Raw genomic sequence first — 17,066 nt, forward strand, 5'->3', positions numbered from 1 at the left:
ACATATAGGCGTACAACCACGTATGGTTGTACGCCCTACGACCGCAACAACACCCGTAGGGCGAATAACCCGGAACGGGTTATCCGCCAAGGCGGCGGAATCCGTTGATCCCGGTGACATCAATGCCTGGCGCCAACACCGACCCTGCCGGCGGATCGCGGGCGTGGCCCGCTCCTAAAGGTCAGGGCTGGACAACCAGCCACTGCGCCAGATGCTCGCCCCAGACCTGATAGCCCAGCGCCGAAGGGTGATAGCCATCGATGGCGAGGAACTGCGGCTGCATCTCCAGGCTGACCCCGCAATAGCCCGCCCCCTGCGCCAGCGCCAGAGCACTGAGCTGGCGATCCAGCAGCGCCCCGCGCCAACCCAGTAATTGCCGCAATAACCAGGGCAACGCGGTGAAGTGCTGCAAAGGTGGCACCGCCGTGCACACCACCCGCGCGCCACGTCCACGGAAGTGCTCGATCAACTGCCCGAGGGAGGCCAGCCAACGCTGGCTGGAGCTGAAGTGCGTGGTGTCGTTGACCCCGAAGACCAGCGCCACGAGGTCGTAATCCTCTCCGGCCACCAGCGGCAGCAGGCGTTCGCAGGCTTCGCCGGCGGTAATGCCGTTCTCCCCCGCCGCACGCCAGGCGACGGGCCGCTGGAGACGACCGGAAAGCGCCAAAGCCAACCGGCCAGCCAACGCGAAATCCAGGCAGGACGCGCCGACGCCGGCGACGGTGGATTCGCCCAGCAACAACAGACGAAAGGGTTCACCGGCATGCTCCGCTCCGGCGAGGCCTTCGCGGACGCCTGCGGCGGGTGCCAGGCGCAAGGCCGTGCGCCGGGTGCGCACGGCCATGGGCAGGGCCAGCGGCAACAGCGGCAACGCCGCCGCCCACCACATCAGCCCCGCCCAGCGGCTCACAGCTCGACTTTGACCGCCTGAGCCGAGCGGGTGGCCTTGGCGCGAGCAGCGTCGATCGACTCATCGCGCGCCAGAGCGACACCCATGCGGCGCTGGCCGTCCACTTCCGGCTTGCCGAACAGGCGCAGCGCGGTGTCCGGCTCGCTCAGGGCGGCGCCGAGGTTGCCGAAGGACACCTGCTGCGACTTGCCTTCCACCAGAATCACTGCCGAGGCGGAATCGCCCATCTGACGGATCACCGGGATCGGCAGGCCGAGGATGGCGCGGGCGTGCAGGGCGAACTCGGAGAGGTCCTGGGAGATCAGGGTGACCAGGCCGGTGTCGTGCGGGCGCGGCGAGACTTCGCTGAACCACACTTCATCGCCCTTGACGAACAGCTCCACGCCGAACAGGCCGCGGCCGCCGAGGGCTTCGGTGACCGCCCTGGCCACGCGCTCGGACTCGGCCAGCGCCTTCGGGCTCATCGCCTGGGGCTGCCAGGACTCGTGGTAGTCGCCCTTCACCTGACGGTGGCCAATGGGCGCGCAGAAGGTGGTGCCGCCGATGTGGCGCACGGTCAGCAGGGTGATTTCATAGTCGAAGTCGATGAAGCCTTCGACAATGACGCGGCCCTTGCCGGCGCGGCCACCTTCCTGGGCGTAATCCCAGGCAGTTTTCAGGTCGGCATCGGACTTGAGCACGCTCTGCCCCTTGCCCGAGGAACTCATGATCGGCTTCACCACGCACGGATAGCCCACGGCGGCGACACCAGCGGCGTAGTCCTCGTAGGTATCGGCGAAGTGGTAGGGCGAGGTCGGCAGGCCCAGCTCTTCGGCGGCCAGGCGACGGATGCCCTCGCGGTTCATGGTCAGCTGGGCGGCACGGGCGGTGGGGATGACGGTGTAGCCTTCGTTCTCCAGCTCGACCAGGGTCGCGGTGGCAATGGCTTCGATCTCCGGCACGATGTAGTGCGGCTTCTCCTGCTCGATCACCGCGCGCAGGGCGACACCGTCGAGCATGCTGATCACGTGGCTGCGGTGCGCGACCTGCATGGCCGGCGCATTCTCGTAGCGGTCGACGGCAATCACTTCGCAGCCCAGGCGCTGCAGCTCGATCGCCACTTCCTTGCCCAGCTCGCCGGAGCCACAGAGCAGTACGCGGGTCGCGCTCGGCGACAGGGGAGTTCCAATACGGGGCATTGCGGGAAACCTCGGGAAGGGAAAGTTCGAAACGGGGTAGCTCTCAGGCGTGCCGGCGCTAGACCAGCACACCCTGCTCGCGGGCGCGCTGGTCGCAACGCTGGAGCACCTCGCGGCGCTCGGCATTGTCCATCAGGCCCCAGCGGGTGATTTCGGCGGCGCTGCGCTGGCAGCCCAGACAGATGTCGGCGTCGTCCAGCGCGCAGACGTGCACGCAGGGCGAAGCGACGGGACGTTCTTCAGTCATCTTCCTGCTCGGCCAGGTCGCGGGCGTAGCGCTGGGCGTTGTGGACGTAATGGGCGGCACTGGCTTCGAGCATCTTCTTCTGCGGCTCGGTCAGCTCGCGCACCACCTTGCCGGGGGAGCCCATGACCAGGGAGCCGTCAGGAATTTCCTTGCCCTCGGGGATCAGCGCGTTGGCGCCGATGATGCAGTACTTGCCGATCTTCGCGCCGTTGAGGATCACTGCGTTGATGCCGATGAGGCTGTAATCGCCCACGGTGCAGCCGTGCAGCATGGCGTTGTGGCCGATGGTCACGCCTTTGCCCAGGGTCAGCGGGAAGCCCATGTCGGTGTGCATGACGGTGCCGTCCTGCACGTTGCTGTGCTCGCCGATATGGATCAGCTCGTTGTCGCCGCGCAGCACGGCGTTGAACCACACGCTGGCGCCGGCGTCGAGACGCACCTTGCCGACCACCGTGGCGTTGGGGGCGATCCAGCTTTCCGGATGGGTTTCGACTCGGGACGAGCCCAGGCGGTACTTCATGGGTTTCTCCTCAGGAGGGGGCCGCTCTTTGTTATCGGGTCTCAGCTCAGCTTGATGAACTTCGACGGCGGCTGGTGCAGGTCGATGCGAGCGTCGTACAGCAGGTTCAGCAGCTCGACCAGCATGATCGCGGACAGGCCCCAGATCTTGTAGCCCTCGAACAGATAGCTCGGGACGTACCAGCTGCGGCCGAAGTAATCGATGCGATGGGTGGTTTCCCGCGGGTCGCCGCGGAAGAACTCCAGCGGCACCTTGAACACGGCGTCGATCTCGCCGTCGTTGGGGCGGTACTCCACGAAATCGGGGACGAAGCCGACGAATGGCTTGACCAGGATACCGTGCCGCGACACCAGGGTGCTCAGCGGCCCGACGACCTCCACCAGTCCCGGTGGCAGGGCGATCTCCTCCTGAGCCTCACGCAGGGCGGTGTGGATCAGGTCCACGTCCTCCGGGTCGCGACGCCCACCGGGGAAGGCAACTTCGCCGCTATGGGTCGAAAGCCCGGTCGCGCGCAGGGTGAGCACGAGCTCTTCCTGGGGAGTGATGGGGAGCAGGACCGCCGCTTCCGGGAAGCTGTGGTCCGTTTCAAGGTCGCTTGGCGTGTGCGTCTGTATGCGTTGGCGCAGCTGGTCCAGCATGCCGAACATCCTGCGGGGGCCGATTCTTCTAATTGAAGGATCATGGCACGAAAGACGCCCCCTGCCCAACCCCCGCCCCTTGCTGGGCCCCGGCGCTGCGCGCAAGATTGGCGCACTTTCCAACCGAGAATCAATAACAAGGAAGCGGCATGAAATTCTGCAGCCAGTGCGGCGCCAGCGTGAGCCTGCGCGTCCCCAGCGGCGACAATCGCCCGCGCTTTGTCTGCGACCAGTGCCAGACCGTGCATTACCAGAACCCGCGCATCGTCGCCGGTTGCCTGCCGGTCTGGGAGGGCAAGATCCTCCTCTGCCGCCGCGCCATCCAGCCGCGCCAGGGCTTCTGGACGCTGCCGGCGGGCTTCATGGAGAACGGCGAGACCCTGGAACAGGCCGCCGCCCGCGAGACCCTCGAAGAGGCCAATGCCCGCGTCCACGGCCTGCAGCTTTATACGGTCTTTGATCTACCGCATATCAGCCAGGTTTATATCTTCTTCCGCGCGGAACTGGCCGACCTGGACTACTCCGCCGGTGAGGAAAGCCTGGAGGTACAACTCTTCGAAGAATCCGACATTCCGTGGGACGAGCTGGCTTTCCCCACCGTGGGCCGTACCTTAGAATATTTCCTGACGGATCGGATCGTTCAGAACTTCCCGATACGCAATGAAGGGATTCTCCCGATGTTTGCACAGAAAAAGAACTAATAAGCTCATATACCGCCTCTAAGGCTTTAGGAACTACCGGGGAACACCACTCGATGCGCTGGTTGATTGCCGTACTTTGTCTGACCTTCGCAGCGTTCTCGCATGCCAACGCGATGCCCACGCTCGACGGTCGTATCGACAAGATTCTCGTGCTCAAGTCCGAGCGCAAACTGAACCTCATCAGCAACGGCAAGGTTCTCAAGACCTATCGCGTGTCCCTGGGCAAGCGCCCGCAGGGCCCGAAGCTGGCCGAGGGCGACAACCGCACACCGGAAGGCTTCTACTGGGTCGACTGGCGCAAGACCAGCGACAAGTACAACCTCTCCATGCACATCTCCTACCCCAATGCCCGCGACGTAGCCAAGGCGCGGGAGAAGAGCCTGTCGCCCGGCGGCATGATCATGATCCACGGCACGCCGATGGATGACGACTACCCCGAGTGGTACTTCTCGACCCTGGACTGGACCAATGGCTGCATCGCCATGACCAACGCCGACATGCGCGAGGTCTGGAGCCTGGTCAAGGACGGCACGCTGATCGAGATCCGCCCCTGACGCGACCACACTGATACCAGTGCTCGTCTGAAACGCCGCCACGGCCCTGCCCTGGCGGCGTTTTTCGTTGTGCGCCGATTATCACCAGCGATCTCTACAAGTCTTTTCTCCAGGGATCCTTCAGACTTTTCGCTGTTTGCGACGCAGATTGCAGTTCGTCGGCCAGCCTCCGGCGATGAGTCAAGTGGCGTTGACGTGGTATTCAAGTGGTATTAGCGTAAATTCCACTACCTCGCCAACGAGCCGACCATGACCCGCCAGCCCGCCCAGATCAGCGCCGAGCAGCGCCTGCAGGCCCTGCGCCCGGACGACACCCTGTCCATCCCGCTCTACCTGCAACTGGCCCGCAGCCTGGAGAGCGCCATCCACGCCGGCCACTGGCGCGCCGAGGAAGCCCTGCCTTCCGAGCGCCACCTCAGCGAATACCTCGGCCTGTCGAGGGTCACCGCGCGCAAGGCATTGGAAGTCCTGCTGGAACAGGGGCTGGTGCATCGCATCCAGGGCTCCGGCACCTTCATCACACCGCGCCTGGAGCAGCCGCTGTCGCGCCTCTCCAGCTTCAGCGAAATGCTTCGCCTCAAGGGCTTCACCCCCAGTTCCACCTGGCTGGAACGCGAGATCAGCCTGCCGACCCATGAAGAAGTGATCCGCCTGGGCCTGTCACCCACCGAGAAGGTCGTGCGTATGAAACGCCTGCGCAAGGCCGACGGCGTGGTCATGGCCATCGAACAGAGCAGCCTGCCGGCGCGCCTGCTCGGCGATCCGGCAGCGGTTGGCGACTCCCTCTACGCCCACCTGGACGCCATCGGCCGCCCGGTGGTCCGCGCCCTGCAACACGTGCAGGCGGTCAATGCCTCGGTCGAGGAGGCCGCGCTGGTGGGCATCCGGCCCGGCACCGCGATGCTGCTGATGACCCGTATCGGTTACCTCGAAGACAACACTGCCATCGAGCTGACCGACACCTACTGCCGCAACGACTACTACGACTTCGTCGCCGAACTGCGGCGCTGATCCGGGACGACTCCCATGCTCGAAGGCAACATCCTCACCCCCCAGGGCTGGATCGTGGGCCACCTGCACCTGCAGGAAGGCCGCATCCAGCGCATCGAAGGCTCTCTTGGCGATCCGTCGCACAACGACCTGCCCTACCTGCTGCCCGGATTCATCGACCTGCACGTCCACGGCGGCGGCGGTCACGACATCATGGAAGGCGCCGCGGCCTTTGCCGCCATTGCCCGCACGCACCTGCGCTTCGGCACCACCTCGCTGCTCGCCACCACCATGACGGCGCCGCGCGACGAGATCGCCGGCGTGCTTGGTGCTCTGGGCGACTACTGCCAGGCTCCGCGCGGCAAGGCCGCACGCGTGCTGGGCGTGCATCTGGAAGGCCCGTTCATCAACTCCGGCAAGCTCGGTGCGCAGCCCAACTTCGCCCATGCCGCGGTGCTGGACGAAGTGGACGAGTTCCTCCGCCTGGCGCCGATCCGGGTCGTCACCATCGCCCCGGAAATCGCCGGCCACCTGCCGCTGATCAGCGCGCTGGTCGAGCGCGGCGTGCGCCTGCAGATCGGCCATACGCTGGGCAGCTACGAGGACGGCGTGGCCGCCATGGAAGCCGGTGCCACCAGCTTTACTCACCTCTACAACGCCATGACCGGCCTGCACCACCGCGAGCCCGGCATGGTCGGCGCCGCGTTGGCCCATGCGCGATTCGCCGAGCTGATCCCCGACCTGCTGCACGTGCACCCCGGCGCGATCAAGGTCGCCCTGCGCTCGATTCCGTGCCTGTACTGCGTGACCGATTCCACCGCCGCCGCCGGCATGCCCGACGGCGAATACAAGCTGGGCAGCCACACCGTCACCAAGTGCCTGGGCGGCGTCCGCCTGCCCGATGGCACCCTGGCCGGCAGCACGCTGACCATGGACCAGGCGCTGCGCAACCTGGTGAAGATCGGCCTGCCCATCGCCGAAGCCTCCCAACGCCTCTCGCAGTTCCCCGCCGACTACCTGGGCATCGCCGAGCGCGGTCGCCTCACCCCCGGAGCCTGGGCCGACATCGTGCGCCTGGACCGTTCCCTGACCCTCGAGACCGTCTGGGTCGAAGGAGACCAGCTTGACCTCGCTGATGCTTGAAGAAGCGCTGTCCGCCACCGACGTGGTCGCGCGCCAGCTCACCGTGCTGGACAGCAGCCTGCCGGAGCTCGGCGAGCGCCTGCGCGCCGCCGCGCCGAAGCTGGCGATGACCGTCGCCCGTGGCAGCTCCGACCACGCCGCCAGCTACTTCGCCTACCTGACCATGCAGCACGCCGGCCTGCCGGTGGCTTCGCTGCCGATGTCGGTGGTGACCCTGCGCCAGGCGCCGCTGCAGGTGGACGGTCAGGTCGCCTTCGCCTTCTCCCAGTCCGGCCAGAGCCCGGACCTGGTCGACACCCTGAGCCGCCTGCGCGAGCGCGGCGCCCTCAGCGTCGCCCTGGTGAACGCCGAAAACTCGCCGCTGCAAGCTGCCGCCGAATTCACCGTGCCGCTGTGTGCCGGCCCCGAACGCAGTGTCGCTGCCACCAAGAGCTTCATCGCCACCCTCAGCGCCGCCACCCGCCTGCTGGCCCATTGGCAATGCGACCAGGCCCTGCTCGAAGCGGGAACCGGGCTTGCCGCCGACCTCCGGCGCGCCGCAGCCCTCGACTGGACGTCAGCCGTCACAATCCTGCGCGACTGCGAGCGGCTCATGGTGATCGGCCGTGGCACCGGTTTCGCCGTGGCCCAGGAGGCGGCGCTGAAATTCAAGGAAACCTCGGCGATCCAGGCCGAGGCCTTCAGCAGCGCCGAAGTCCGCCACGGCCCGATGGCCCTGGTGGACGAGCACTACCCGCTGCTCATCCTCGCCCCGCGCGGCCCCGAGCAGGCCGGCCTGCTGGCTCTGGCCGACGACATGCGCCAGCGCGGCGCCCGCGTCCTGCTGGCCGCCCCGGACGATGTCGCCGGGCGTGACCTGCCGCTCGCCATCGCCGCCCACCCGGCGCTGGACCCGATTCTGGCGATCCAGAGTTTCTACGTCATGGCCGCCGGCTTGTCCGAAGCACGCGGCATGAACCCGGACCAGCCGCGGCACCTGAGCAAGGTCACCCGCACCCACTGAGCGCAGCCACCATGAACAACAACAATCTGGCCCTCAAAGCCCCCTTGAGCGGGCCTGTGATGCCGCTCAGCCGGGTCCCCGATCCGGTGTTCTCCAGCGGCGCAATGGGCGACGGCATCGCCATCGACCCGCTGAACGACTGCCTGCATGCCCCCTGCGCCGGCGTCGTCATGCATGTCGCGCGCACCCGCCATGCCGTGACCCTGAAGGCCGACAATGGCGCCGAACTGCTGCTGCACCTGGGCCTGGACACCGTCCAGCTGCAGGGCGAGGGCTTCGAAGCGCTGGTGCAGGAAGGCGCACGGGTCAGCGAAGGCCAGCCGCTGCTGCGCTTCGACCTGGACAAGGTGGCGCGCGGCAGCAAGAGCCTGATCACGGTGCTGATCGTCACCAACGGCGAAGGCTTCCAGCTGCGCCCACTGACCACTACTTCGGTGGACGTCGGCTCGCCGCTGCTGCAACTCAGCCGGACCGGTATGGCGCCTGCATCCAGCGGACAACACGTTGGCGGCGGTGAAAGCCGTGGTCGCGTCCGTGTGGCGCTGCACGGTGGTCTCCACGCCCGCCCCGCCGCCCTGCTGCGCAAGACTGCACAGGAATTCTCCAGCCGCGCCGAACTGTGTTTCGGCGAGCGTAGCGCCAGCGTCGACAGTCTGGTCGGCATCATGGGTCTGGGCGTCGCCGAGCAGGATGAAGTGGAAGTGATCTGCCGCGGCCAGGACAGCGAAGCGGCGCTCCACGCCCTCTTGAAAACCCTGGGCAACGCCGATGGCGAACCCCACTTGCTACCTCTCGCTGCGGTCCCGGTATCAGCGCCGCGAGGCGCCGACGAGCCCGGCGTACTGGGTGGCGTCTGCGCATCCCCCGGCTTGGCCAGCGGCCCGCTGGTGCGCCTGGGCGCCATCCAGCTTCCGCAGGACGCCGGAGATTCCCGGCCAGACGAACAGCACCGCGAACTGGATCAGGCGCTGGAACGGGTTCGCGATGACGTTCGCGCCACGCTGCAACGGGCCGGGAAACAAGGTCACGCGGACGAGGAAGCGATCTTCTCCGCCCACCTCGCCCTGCTGGAAGACCCCGGTCTGCTGGATGCCGCCGACCTGCTGATCGACCAGCGCGTCAGCGCCGCCCACGCCTGGCACCGCGCCGTGCAGACGCAATGCGGCATTCTCCAGGCGCTCGGCAACCCGCTGCTGGCCGAGCGCGCCAACGACTTGCGCGACCTGGAGAAACGCGTTCTGCGCGTCCTCCTCGGCAACGAGGGCGAACCGCCGGTCCCGGCCGGCAGCCTGGTGGCCGCCCATGAAATCACCCCGTCCGACCTCGGCCCGCTGGTGCGTGCCGGTGCTGCCGGCCTGTGCATGGCCGAGGGCGGCGCCACCTCCCACGTCGCCATCCTCGCTCGCGCCAAGGGCCTGCCCTGCCTGGTAGCCCTCGGCCCGCAACTGCTGGAGCTGGAAGAAGGCCGAACGCTGGTGCTGGATGCCGATCATGGCCGACTGGAATACAGCCCCAGCGCCGAACGGATCACCCAGGTCGCCGCCCTGCGTGAACAACGCCAGCACGCCCGCGAACGCCAGCGCGCGCAGGCCCAGCAACCGGCCCTGACCCGCGACGGCAAGTCCATCGAGGTCGGCGCCAACGTCGCCAACCCGGAAGAAGCGGCCGAAGCCTTCACCGCCGGAGCCGACGGCGTCGGCCTGCTGCGTACCGAGTTCCTCTTCCTCGACCGCCAGCGGGCGCCGAACGAGCAGGAGCAGCAGCGCGCCTACCAGGACGTACTGGACGCCATGGGCCAGCGCCGAGTGATCATCCGCACCATCGACGTTGGCGGCGACAAACACCTCGCCTACCTGCCGCTGCCCGCCGAGGAAAACCCGGCACTGGGCCTGCGCGGCATCCGCCTCGGCCAGGCGCTGCCGCAGCTGCTCGACCAGCAATTGCGCGCACTGCTGCAGGTCTCTCCGCTACACCGCTGCCGCGTGCTGCTACCCATGGTCAGCGAAGTGAACGAGCTGATCGCCATCCGCCAGCGCCTGGACCAGTTGGCGCAGGAACTGGGCATCGAGCAACGCCCCGAACTGGGCGTGATGATCGAGGTGCCGTCCGCCGCCCTGCTGGCCGACCAACTGGCCGAGCATGCCGACTTCCTCTCCATCGGCACCAACGACCTTTCGCAATACGCCCTGGCCATGGACCGCTGCCACGCCGGGCTCGCCGCGCGCATCGACGCGCTGCACCCGGCGCTGCTGCGGCTGATCGCCCAGACCTGCGCCGGAGCCGCCCGCCATGGCCGCTGGGTCGGCGTCTGTGGCGCCCTGGCTTCCGAGGCGCTGGCCACGCCGGTACTGATCGGCCTGGGCGTGCAGGAACTCTCGGTCAGCCCTGGACTGGTCGGCGAGATCAAGGCGCGGGTCCGTGAACTCGATGCCGAGGACTGCCGCCAACGCAGCCAGGAACTGCTGGCCCTGGGCAGCGCCCGCGCCGTGCGGGAAGCCTGCTCGCGCCTGTGGCCGCAACCCTGACGCCCCAGAACAAGAATCGGAGTCCCGCCATGACCACTGAGCTGATCCAGACCGCACAAGGCCCGCGCCAACTACTCGCGCAATTGTACAGCGCCTTCATCGAAACCCTGCAGCGCCTGGGCCGCGCCCTGATGTTGCCGATCGCCATCCTGCCGATCGCCGGCCTGCTGCTGCGCCTGGGCGACAAGGACCTGCTGAACATCCTGCTGATACACGATGCCGGCAACGCGATCTTCGCCAACCTGGCGCTTATCTTCGCCATCGGCATCTCCGTCGGCTTCGCCCGCGACAACAACGGCACCGCAGGCCTGGCGGGCGCCGTGGGTTACCTGGTGATGATGTCGACGCTCAACGCCATCGACCCCGGCATCAACATGGGTGTGCTCTCGGGCATCATCAGCGGCCTGGTGGCCGGCGCGCTGTACAACCGCTTCAAGGACATCGCGCTGCCGCAGTACCTGGCGTTCTTCGGCGGTCGGCGCTTCGTGCCCATCGTCACCGGCCTCGCCGCGCTGGGCCTGGGTGTGCTGTTCGGGCTGGTCTGGCCGCCCATCCAGCATGTCATCGACGACCTGGGCAACCTGCTGGTGGGCAGCGGCAGCTTTGGCGCCTTCGCCTTCGGCGTGCTCAACCGCCTGCTGATCGTCACCGGCCTGCATCACATCCTCAACAACCTGATGTGGTTCGTCTTCGGCGCCTTCACCGATCCGGAAACCGGCCGGCAGATCACCGGCGACCTCGCCCGCTACTTCGCCGGCGACCCGAAGGGTGGCCAGTTCATGGCCGGCATGTTCCCGGTGATGATGTTCGGCCTGCCCGCCGCGTGCCTGGCGATGTACCGCAACGCCCGCCCGGAACGGCGCAAGCTGGTCGGCGGCCTGCTGCTGTCGATGGCGTTGACCGCCTTCCTCACCGGCGTGACCGAACCCATCGAGTTCGCCTTCATGTTCCTGGCGCCGCTGCTGTACCTGCTGCACGCGCTGCTGACCGGGTTGTCGATGGCCATCACCGACCTGCTGAACATCCGCCTGGGCTTCACCTTCTCCGGCGGCGCCATCGACCTGGCGCTGGGCTGGGGCAAGTCCACCAACGGCTGGATGCTCTGGCCGCTGGGCCTGTGCTACGCCGCCGCCTACTACTTCGTCTTCGATTTCTGCATCCGCCGCTTCCAGCTGAAGACGCCCGGCCGCGAGGAGATCGACGAAAGCACCGACAGCGAACCGACCGCCAGCTCCTCCGAGCAGCGCGCACCGGCCTTCATCAAGGCGCTGGGCGGCGCCGCCAACCTGGAAGTGGTGGACGCCTGCACCACCCGCCTGCGCCTGAAGCTGACCGACCGCAGCAAGGCCTCGGACACGCAGCTCAAGGCGCTGGGCGCGATGGCCGTGGTCCGCCCCGGCAAGGCCGGAAGCCTGCAGGTGGTGGTCGGCCCGGAAGCCGACAGCATCGCCGACGAGATCCGCCGCGTGCTGCCGGCGGGCATCCTGCAGGAGAGTGCAGTCCAACCCGTCAGCGAGGATTCGGAGCTACCGCCCGCGGAACTCGTCTCGTCGCAGGAAGCCGGTGAATGGCTGCAGGCGCTGGGCGGCCAGGGCAACCTGCGCAGCGTGGAGACCGTCGCGCTGACACGCTTGCGGGTGGCCGTGAAGAACGGTGAGCAGTTGCAGCGGAGCCGCCTCGCCGAACTGGGTTGCGAGGGCGTCGGCCAGGTCGCCGAAGGCGTCTATCACCTGCTCGTCGGGACGCGCGCGGGGGCGCTGGGACAAGCCTTCGGCAGCTTGCGCGGCTGACAGCGGAGCATGAAAAAGGCGCCTGCGGGCGCCTTTTTTGGGTCAGAACACCATGTCTGACAGCCGCCAGACCTCGAAGGCCGGCGTCTCGTACGGGTGGGCCTGCTTGAGGGCCTTGACCGAGTCATGGATCAACTCGTCGGCCACCACCATCTCCACCTTCCATTCGGCGACCTGCTCGACACTGCCGGCCTGGCCGATGTAGGGGTTGCTGCCCTGCAAGGGGCGGAACTGTCCCTGTCCGAGTGCCTGCCAGCAACAGCTGTCATAGGCACCGATGCGTCCTGCACCGGCGGCGAACACCGCTTTCTTGACCGGTTCCAGATGGCTTTCCGGAACGTAGAAACTCAGTTTGTACATCGGAGGCTCCGATCGAAACAGGGACACAGCCGTGACAAAGAGCGCCACGGGTGACAAATCCTGCCACAAATAGTGGCACTTTGCCTCTTATGACTTGCAGGTCATCGTGGAAGTTCGACCGTCCGGTTCCGGGCTTGTTCGCCTGCGGAGGACTTTGTACGAAATCTGTGACGGACTTCGATCTCACCGACCGGCGAAGCGACGCCACCGCTCTTTCAGACCTGGCGCCGCCGGGGCGTGGGAACCGTCGCAGAACGGCAACTTCGCCGACAGTCCGCAACGGCACAGCAGCAGATGTCGCTCGCGCCCGATCGTCAGCTCCAGCGAGTCGGTACAGCTCACCGCGGCATCCGGCAGGCTGGCGCACTGCCCGCAGCGGCACAGGCGCAGAACCTGTCCCGGCTCGACTGCGCGAACCTCCGGCAGCCTCTCGTCATCAGCCAAGGTGCCCCTCCTCGATGGCCGGACAAAGAAAAAGGGGAAAGCCGAAGCTTTCCCCTTTCCCGTGTCGCATCAGACCGGACTCAGCCGACCCAGACGCGGGCGTTGCGGAACATGCGCATCCAGCCGCCGTCCTCTTCCCACTCGTCAGGACGCCAGGAGTTCTGCACGGCGCGGAACACGCGCTCCGGGTGCGGCATCATGATGGTGACGCGGCCGTCGCGGCTGGTCAGGCCGGTGATGCCACGCGGCGAGCCGTTCGGGTTGGCCGGGTAGCTTTCGGTGACCTTGCCCAGGTTGTCGACGAAACGCAGGGCCACGGTGCCGGACAGATCGGACTCCAGCAGCGCTTCCTCGCTCTCGAACTCCGCATGGCCTTCGCCGTGGGCGATGGCGATCGGCATGCGCGAACCGGCCATGCCCTGCAGGAAGATCGACTGCGATTCCTGTACCTGGACCATCGCCACGCGCGCTTCGAACTGCTCGGAACGGTTGCGCACGAAGTGCGGCCAGAACTCGGTGCCAGGGATCAGCTCGTGCAGGTTGGACATCATCTGGCAACCGTTGCACACGCCGAGGGCGAAGCTGTCCTTGCGCTCGAAGAAGGCCTGGAAGCCATCACGGGCACGGGCGTTGAACAGGATCGACTTGGCCCAGCCTTCGCCGGCGCCCAGTACGTCGCCGTAGGAGAAGCCGCCGCAGGCCACCAGGCCCTTGAACTGCTCCAGGCTGACGCGGCCGGAGAGGATGTCGCTCATGTGCACGTCGACGGCGGCGAAGCCGGCGCGGTCGAAGGCCGCAGCCATTTCCACCTGACCGTTGACGCCCTGCTCACGCAGGATGGCGATCTGCGGGCGCACACCCTTCTTGATGTAGGGCGCGGCGATGTTGTCGTTGACGTCGAAGCTCAGTTTCACCGACAGGCCGGGGTTGTCTTCTTCCAGCAGGCCGTCGAATTCCTGGTCGGCGCAGTCGGCGTTGTCGCGCATGCGCTGGATGCGGTAGCTGGTCTCGCTCCAGATGCGCTGCAGGTTGCGACGCTGGGCACTGAAGACGCGCTCGCCATTGAAGGACAGCTCGATGTCGGCGCCACTGGCCGGCTGGCCGATGACCGCCACACAGTCTTCCAGGCCGGCGGCGCTGAACTGCGCCAGCACTTCCGGGGTAGCCGCAGAGCGAACCTGAATCACGGCGCCCAGTTCTTCGTTGAACAGGGCGGCGGTCAGCTCGTCACGGCTATCGGCCAGCGCGTCGAGGTTCAGGTCCAGGCCGCAATGACCGGCAAAGGCCATTTCCACCACGGTGGCCATCAGGCCGCCGTCGGAACGGTCGTGGTAGGCCAGCAGGTGGCCGTCGGCGTTCAGGCCCTGGATCACGGCGAAGAAGGCTTTCAGGTCTTCGGCGTCGTCGACGTCCGGAGCGGCGCGGCCGATCTGGCCGTTGACCTGGGCGAGGATCGAGCCGCCCATGCGGTTCTTGCCACGACCGAGGTCGATGACGATCAGGTCGCTCTCGCCCTTGTCCAGGCGCAGCTGCGGGGTCAGGGTCTTGCGCACATCGTTGACCGGGGCGAAGCCGGAGATGATCAGCGACATCGGCGAGGTGACGCTCTTCTCGGCGTCGCCATCCTGCCAGCGGGTCTTCATGGACATGGAGTCCTTGCCCACCGGGATGGTGATGCCCAGCGCCGGGCACAGCTCCATGCCGACAGCCTTGACGGTGTCGTACAGGCGCGCGTCCTCGCCCGGGTGGCCGGCAGCGGCCATCCAGTTGGCGGAGAGCTTGATCTCGGAGATCTTGTCGATGCTCGCAGCGGCCAGGTTGGTGATGGTCTCGCCGATCGCCATGCGGCCGGAGGCCGGGGCGTCGATCACGGCCAGCGGAGTACGCTCGCCCATGGCCATGGCTTCACCGGTGTAGACGTCGAAGCTGGTGGCGGTGACGGCGCAATCGGCCACCGGGACCTGCCACGGGCCGACCAGCTGGTCGCGGGCAACCAGGCCGGTGATGGTGCGGTCGCCGATGGTGATCAGGAAGTTCTTGCTGGCCACGGCCGGGTGACGCAGCACGCGCTCGGTGGACTCGGTGAGGTCCAGGCCGGCAGCGGCGAAGTCATCGCCCAGTTCGGCTTCGCGGGTGACCGAACGGTGCATGCGCGGCGGCTTGCCGAGCAGCACTTCGAGCGGCATGTCCACCGGCTTGTTGCCGAAGTGGCTGTCGGCGACGGTCAGCTGCATCTCTTCGGTGGCTTCGCCGACCACGGCGAACGGGCAGCGCTCGCGCTCGCAGATGGCCTTGAAGGTCTCGAAGTCGGCGGCGTCCACCGACATCACGTAGCGTTCCTGCGACTCGTTGCACCAGATTTCCAGCGGGCTCATGCCCGGCTCGTCGTTGGGCACGTTGCGCAGTTCGAAGCGACCGCCACGGCCGCCGTCGTTGATCAGTTCCGGCAGGGCGTTGGAGATGCCGCCCGCGCCCACGTCGTGGATGAACTTGATCGGGTTGTTCTCGCCCATCTGCCAGCAGCGGTCGATGACCTCCTGGCAACGGCGTTCCATTTCCGGGTTCTCGCGCTGCACCGAGGCGAAGTCCAGGTCAGCGGCGGAGGCGCCGGTGGCCATGGAGGAAGCGGCACCGCCGCCCAGGCCGATCAGCATGGCCGGGCCGCCGAGCACGATCAGCTTGGCGCCGACCGAGATCTCGCCCTTCTGCACGTGGTCTTCGCGGATGTTGCCCATGCCGCCGGCAATCATGATCGGCTTGTGGTAACCGCGGACTTCCTCACCACGCGGGGTGGCGATGGCCTGCTCGAAGGTACGGAAGTAGCCGGCCAGGTTCGGGCGGCCGAATTCGTTGTTGAACGCGGCGCCGCCCAGCGGGCCTTCGATCATGATGTCCAGCGGGGTGACGATGCGCTCGGGCTTGCCGTAGGGCACTTCCCAGGGCTGCTCGAAACCGGGGATGTTCAGGTTGGAGACGGTGAAGCCGACCAGGCCGGCCTTGGGCTTGGCACCACGACCGGTTGCGCCTTCGTCGCGGATCTCACCGCCGGAGCCGGTGGAGGCGCCGGGGAAGGGAGCGATGGCGGTCGGGTGGTTGTGGGTCTCCACCTTCATCAGGATATGCACCGGCTCTTCGCTGGCACCGTACTGGCGGGTCTCGGCGTTCGGGTAGAAGCGGCCGGCGACGTAGCCCTTCATGACCGCGGCGTTGTCCTTGTAAGCGGACAGCACACCCTCGCGGTGCATTTCATAGGTGTTCTTGATCATGCCGAACAGGCTCTTGTCCTGAGCCTGGCCGTCGATGTCCCAACTGGCGTTGAAGATCTTGTGGCGGCAGTGTTCGGAGTTGGCCTGGGCGAACATCATCAGCTCGACGTCGTGCGGGTTGCGGCCCATCTCGACGAAGCTTTTCACCAGGTAGTCGATCTCGTCTTCGGCCAGGGCCAGGCCCAGCTCGAGGTTGGCCTTCTCCAGCGCGGCGCGACCGCCGGCAAGGATGTCGACCACGGTCAGCGGCTTGGGCTGGGCGTGGCTGAACAGGGCCGAAGCTTCTTCGAGCTGGTTCAGCACCAGCTGGGTCATGCGGTCGTGCAGGCGGGCAGCAACGGCTTGCGCGTCGGCCTCGCTCAGCTCGCCGGTGACGTAGTAGGCGATGCCGCGCTCGAGGCGCTCGATCTTCGCCAGGCCACAGTTGCGGGCGATGTCAGAGGCCTTGCTCGACCAGGGCGAGATGGTGCCGAAGCGAGGGAGAACCAGGAACAGACGGCCGGCGGGCTCCTGCACGGGGACGCTCGGACCGTATTTCAGCAGGCGCGCCAGGACTTGTTCTTCCTCGGCGTTGAGGGCTCCGGTGACCTCGGCGAAGTGCGCAAACTCGGCATACAGCCCGGTGACGGCGGGTACATGCTGGGTCAGCAGGTCGAGCAGTTTGCCGTGGCGGAAAGCGGAAAGGGCGGGAGCACCGCGCAGGATCAGCATTGTCGGAACAGCCTCTGGAGACGGGGAAGTGTGTGGGGCCGGACGGGCCGGCCCACAGAGGCCGTGCATTCTACCGTAAAGCGCAG

At 66.9% G+C, this 17,066-nt stretch carries 15 protein-coding genes; 7 read left to right on the forward strand and 8 right to left on the reverse strand.

Annotated elements, in window-relative coordinates:
• Positions 1 to 181: 181 nt before the first annotated feature.
• The 5 genes from ABKS89_RS23565 to ABKS89_RS23585 are packed head-to-tail and all read right to left on the reverse strand — an operon-like array spanning position 182 to position 3,493.
• Complete coding sequence (locus tag ABKS89_RS23565; RefSeq protein WP_348587265.1) at positions 182 to 910, reverse strand: SGNH/GDSL hydrolase family protein; 729 nt, start codon at positions 908 to 910, stop codon at positions 182 to 184.
• Positions 907 to 2,088: a formate-dependent phosphoribosylglycinamide formyltransferase gene (gene purT / locus ABKS89_RS23570; protein WP_138215404.1), complete on the reverse strand. Its 1,182-nt coding sequence runs from the start codon at positions 2,086 to 2,088 to the stop codon at positions 907 to 909. The genes ABKS89_RS23565 and purT overlap by 4 nt, the downstream gene beginning before the upstream one ends.
• 58 nt (positions 2,089 to 2,146) lie before the next feature.
• Positions 2,147 to 2,335, reverse strand: coding sequence for a DUF1289 domain-containing protein (locus ABKS89_RS23575; protein WP_138215405.1), 189 nt, complete (start codon positions 2,333 to 2,335; stop codon positions 2,147 to 2,149).
• Positions 2,328 to 2,855, reverse strand: coding sequence for a gamma carbonic anhydrase family protein (locus tag ABKS89_RS23580; protein WP_192291518.1), 528 nt, complete (start codon positions 2,853 to 2,855; stop codon positions 2,328 to 2,330). Before ABKS89_RS23580 ends, ABKS89_RS23575 begins: the two co-directional genes overlap by 8 nt.
• 41 nt (positions 2,856 to 2,896) lie before the next feature.
• On the reverse strand, positions 2,897 to 3,493 hold the full coding sequence (locus ABKS89_RS23585) for a CoA pyrophosphatase (protein ID WP_017522246.1): 597 nt from the start codon (positions 3,491 to 3,493) through the stop codon (positions 2,897 to 2,899).
• 149 nt (positions 3,494 to 3,642) lie between these two features.
• Between ABKS89_RS23585 and ABKS89_RS23590 the strand changes: the two genes are divergently transcribed.
• The 7 genes from ABKS89_RS23590 (at position 3,643) to nagE (ending at position 12,199) form a co-directional block, all read left to right on the forward strand.
• Positions 3,643 to 4,194: an NUDIX hydrolase gene (locus ABKS89_RS23590; protein ID WP_348587266.1), complete on the forward strand. Its 552-nt coding sequence runs from the start codon at positions 3,643 to 3,645 to the stop codon at positions 4,192 to 4,194.
• 53 nt (positions 4,195 to 4,247) lie between these two features.
• Complete coding sequence (locus ABKS89_RS23595; protein ID WP_138215408.1) at positions 4,248 to 4,748, forward strand: L,D-transpeptidase family protein; 501 nt, start codon at positions 4,248 to 4,250, stop codon at positions 4,746 to 4,748.
• Between the two features lie 249 nt (positions 4,749 to 4,997).
• Positions 4,998 to 5,759, forward strand: a complete 762-nt coding sequence (locus tag ABKS89_RS23600; protein WP_348587267.1) for a GntR family transcriptional regulator — start codon at positions 4,998 to 5,000, stop codon at positions 5,757 to 5,759.
• A gap of 15 nt (positions 5,760 to 5,774) precedes the next feature.
• On the forward strand, positions 5,775 to 6,881 hold the full coding sequence (nagA, locus tag ABKS89_RS23605) for an N-acetylglucosamine-6-phosphate deacetylase (protein WP_348587268.1): 1,107 nt from the start codon (positions 5,775 to 5,777) through the stop codon (positions 6,879 to 6,881).
• Positions 6,862 to 7,884 carry an SIS domain-containing protein gene (locus ABKS89_RS23610; protein WP_348587271.1) on the forward strand — a complete coding sequence of 341 codons (1,023 nt, stop codon included), beginning with the start codon at positions 6,862 to 6,864 and terminating at the stop codon, positions 7,882 to 7,884. Before nagA ends, ABKS89_RS23610 begins: the two co-directional genes overlap by 20 nt.
• A gap of 11 nt (positions 7,885 to 7,895) precedes the next feature.
• Positions 7,896 to 10,409 (forward strand): phosphoenolpyruvate--protein phosphotransferase, encoded by a 2,514-nt coding sequence (ptsP, locus tag ABKS89_RS23615; RefSeq protein WP_348587273.1) that lies wholly within the window; start codon positions 7,896 to 7,898, stop codon positions 10,407 to 10,409.
• Positions 10,410 to 10,540: 131 nt separating this feature from the next.
• Positions 10,541 to 12,199, forward strand: a complete 1,659-nt coding sequence (gene nagE / locus ABKS89_RS23620) for an N-acetylglucosamine-specific PTS transporter subunit IIBC (protein ID WP_518301057.1) — start codon at positions 10,541 to 10,543, stop codon at positions 12,197 to 12,199.
• 42 nt (positions 12,200 to 12,241) lie between these two features.
• Here the strand turns inward: nagE and ABKS89_RS23625 are convergent, their stop codons facing one another.
• The 3 genes from ABKS89_RS23625 to purL all read right to left on the reverse strand — a co-directional run bounded on the left by ABKS89_RS23625 (position 12,242) and on the right by purL (position 16,980).
• Positions 12,242 to 12,559, reverse strand: a complete 318-nt coding sequence (locus tag ABKS89_RS23625; protein WP_138215413.1) for a YqfO family protein — start codon at positions 12,557 to 12,559, stop codon at positions 12,242 to 12,244.
• A 183-nt stretch (positions 12,560 to 12,742) separates the two neighbouring features.
• Positions 12,743 to 13,003: a CDGSH iron-sulfur domain-containing protein gene (locus ABKS89_RS23630; RefSeq protein ID WP_138215414.1), complete on the reverse strand. Its 261-nt coding sequence runs from the start codon at positions 13,001 to 13,003 to the stop codon at positions 12,743 to 12,745.
• Positions 13,004 to 13,083: 80 nt separating this feature from the next.
• Entirely contained in the window at positions 13,084 to 16,980 is a 3,897-nt protein-coding gene (purL, locus tag ABKS89_RS23635; protein ID WP_348587275.1) for a phosphoribosylformylglycinamidine synthase, read from the reverse strand.
• Between the last annotated feature and the right edge of the window lie 86 nt (positions 16,981 to 17,066).

This window comes from Pseudomonas sp. LABIM340 (assembly GCF_040017195.2).
Taxonomy (GTDB): domain Bacteria; phylum Pseudomonadota; class Gammaproteobacteria; order Pseudomonadales; family Pseudomonadaceae; genus Pseudomonas.

Bases quoted from the DNA above. Each gene is read 5' to 3' on its own strand.
- purT (WP_138215404.1), bottom strand. From the start codon at position 2,088: ATGCCCCGTATTGGAACTCCCCTGTCGCCGAGCGCGACCCGCGTACTG.
- ABKS89_RS23575 (WP_138215405.1), bottom strand. From the start codon at position 2,335: ATGACTGAAGAACGTCCCGTCGCTTCGCCCTGCGTGCACGTCTGCGCG.
- ABKS89_RS23580 (WP_192291518.1), bottom strand. From the start codon at position 2,855: ATGAAGTACCGCCTGGGCTCGTCCCGAGTCGAAACCCATCCGGAAAGC.
- ABKS89_RS23585 (WP_017522246.1), bottom strand. From the start codon at position 3,493: ATGCTGGACCAGCTGCGCCAACGCATACAGACGCACACGCCAAGCGAC.
- ABKS89_RS23590 (WP_348587266.1), top strand. From the start codon at position 3,643: ATGAAATTCTGCAGCCAGTGCGGCGCCAGCGTGAGCCTGCGCGTCCCC.
- ABKS89_RS23595 (WP_138215408.1), top strand. From the start codon at position 4,248: ATGCGCTGGTTGATTGCCGTACTTTGTCTGACCTTCGCAGCGTTCTCG.
- ABKS89_RS23600 (WP_348587267.1), top strand. From the start codon at position 4,998: ATGACCCGCCAGCCCGCCCAGATCAGCGCCGAGCAGCGCCTGCAGGCC.
- nagA (WP_348587268.1), top strand. From the start codon at position 5,775: ATGCTCGAAGGCAACATCCTCACCCCCCAGGGCTGGATCGTGGGCCAC.
- ptsP (WP_348587273.1), top strand. From the start codon at position 7,896: ATGAACAACAACAATCTGGCCCTCAAAGCCCCCTTGAGCGGGCCTGTG.
- nagE (WP_518301057.1), top strand. From the start codon at position 10,541: ATGTTGCCGATCGCCATCCTGCCGATCGCCGGCCTGCTGCTGCGCCTG.
- ABKS89_RS23625 (WP_138215413.1), bottom strand. From the start codon at position 12,559: ATGTACAAACTGAGTTTCTACGTTCCGGAAAGCCATCTGGAACCGGTC.
- purL (WP_348587275.1), bottom strand. From the start codon at position 16,980: ATGCTGATCCTGCGCGGTGCTCCCGCCCTTTCCGCTTTCCGCCACGGC.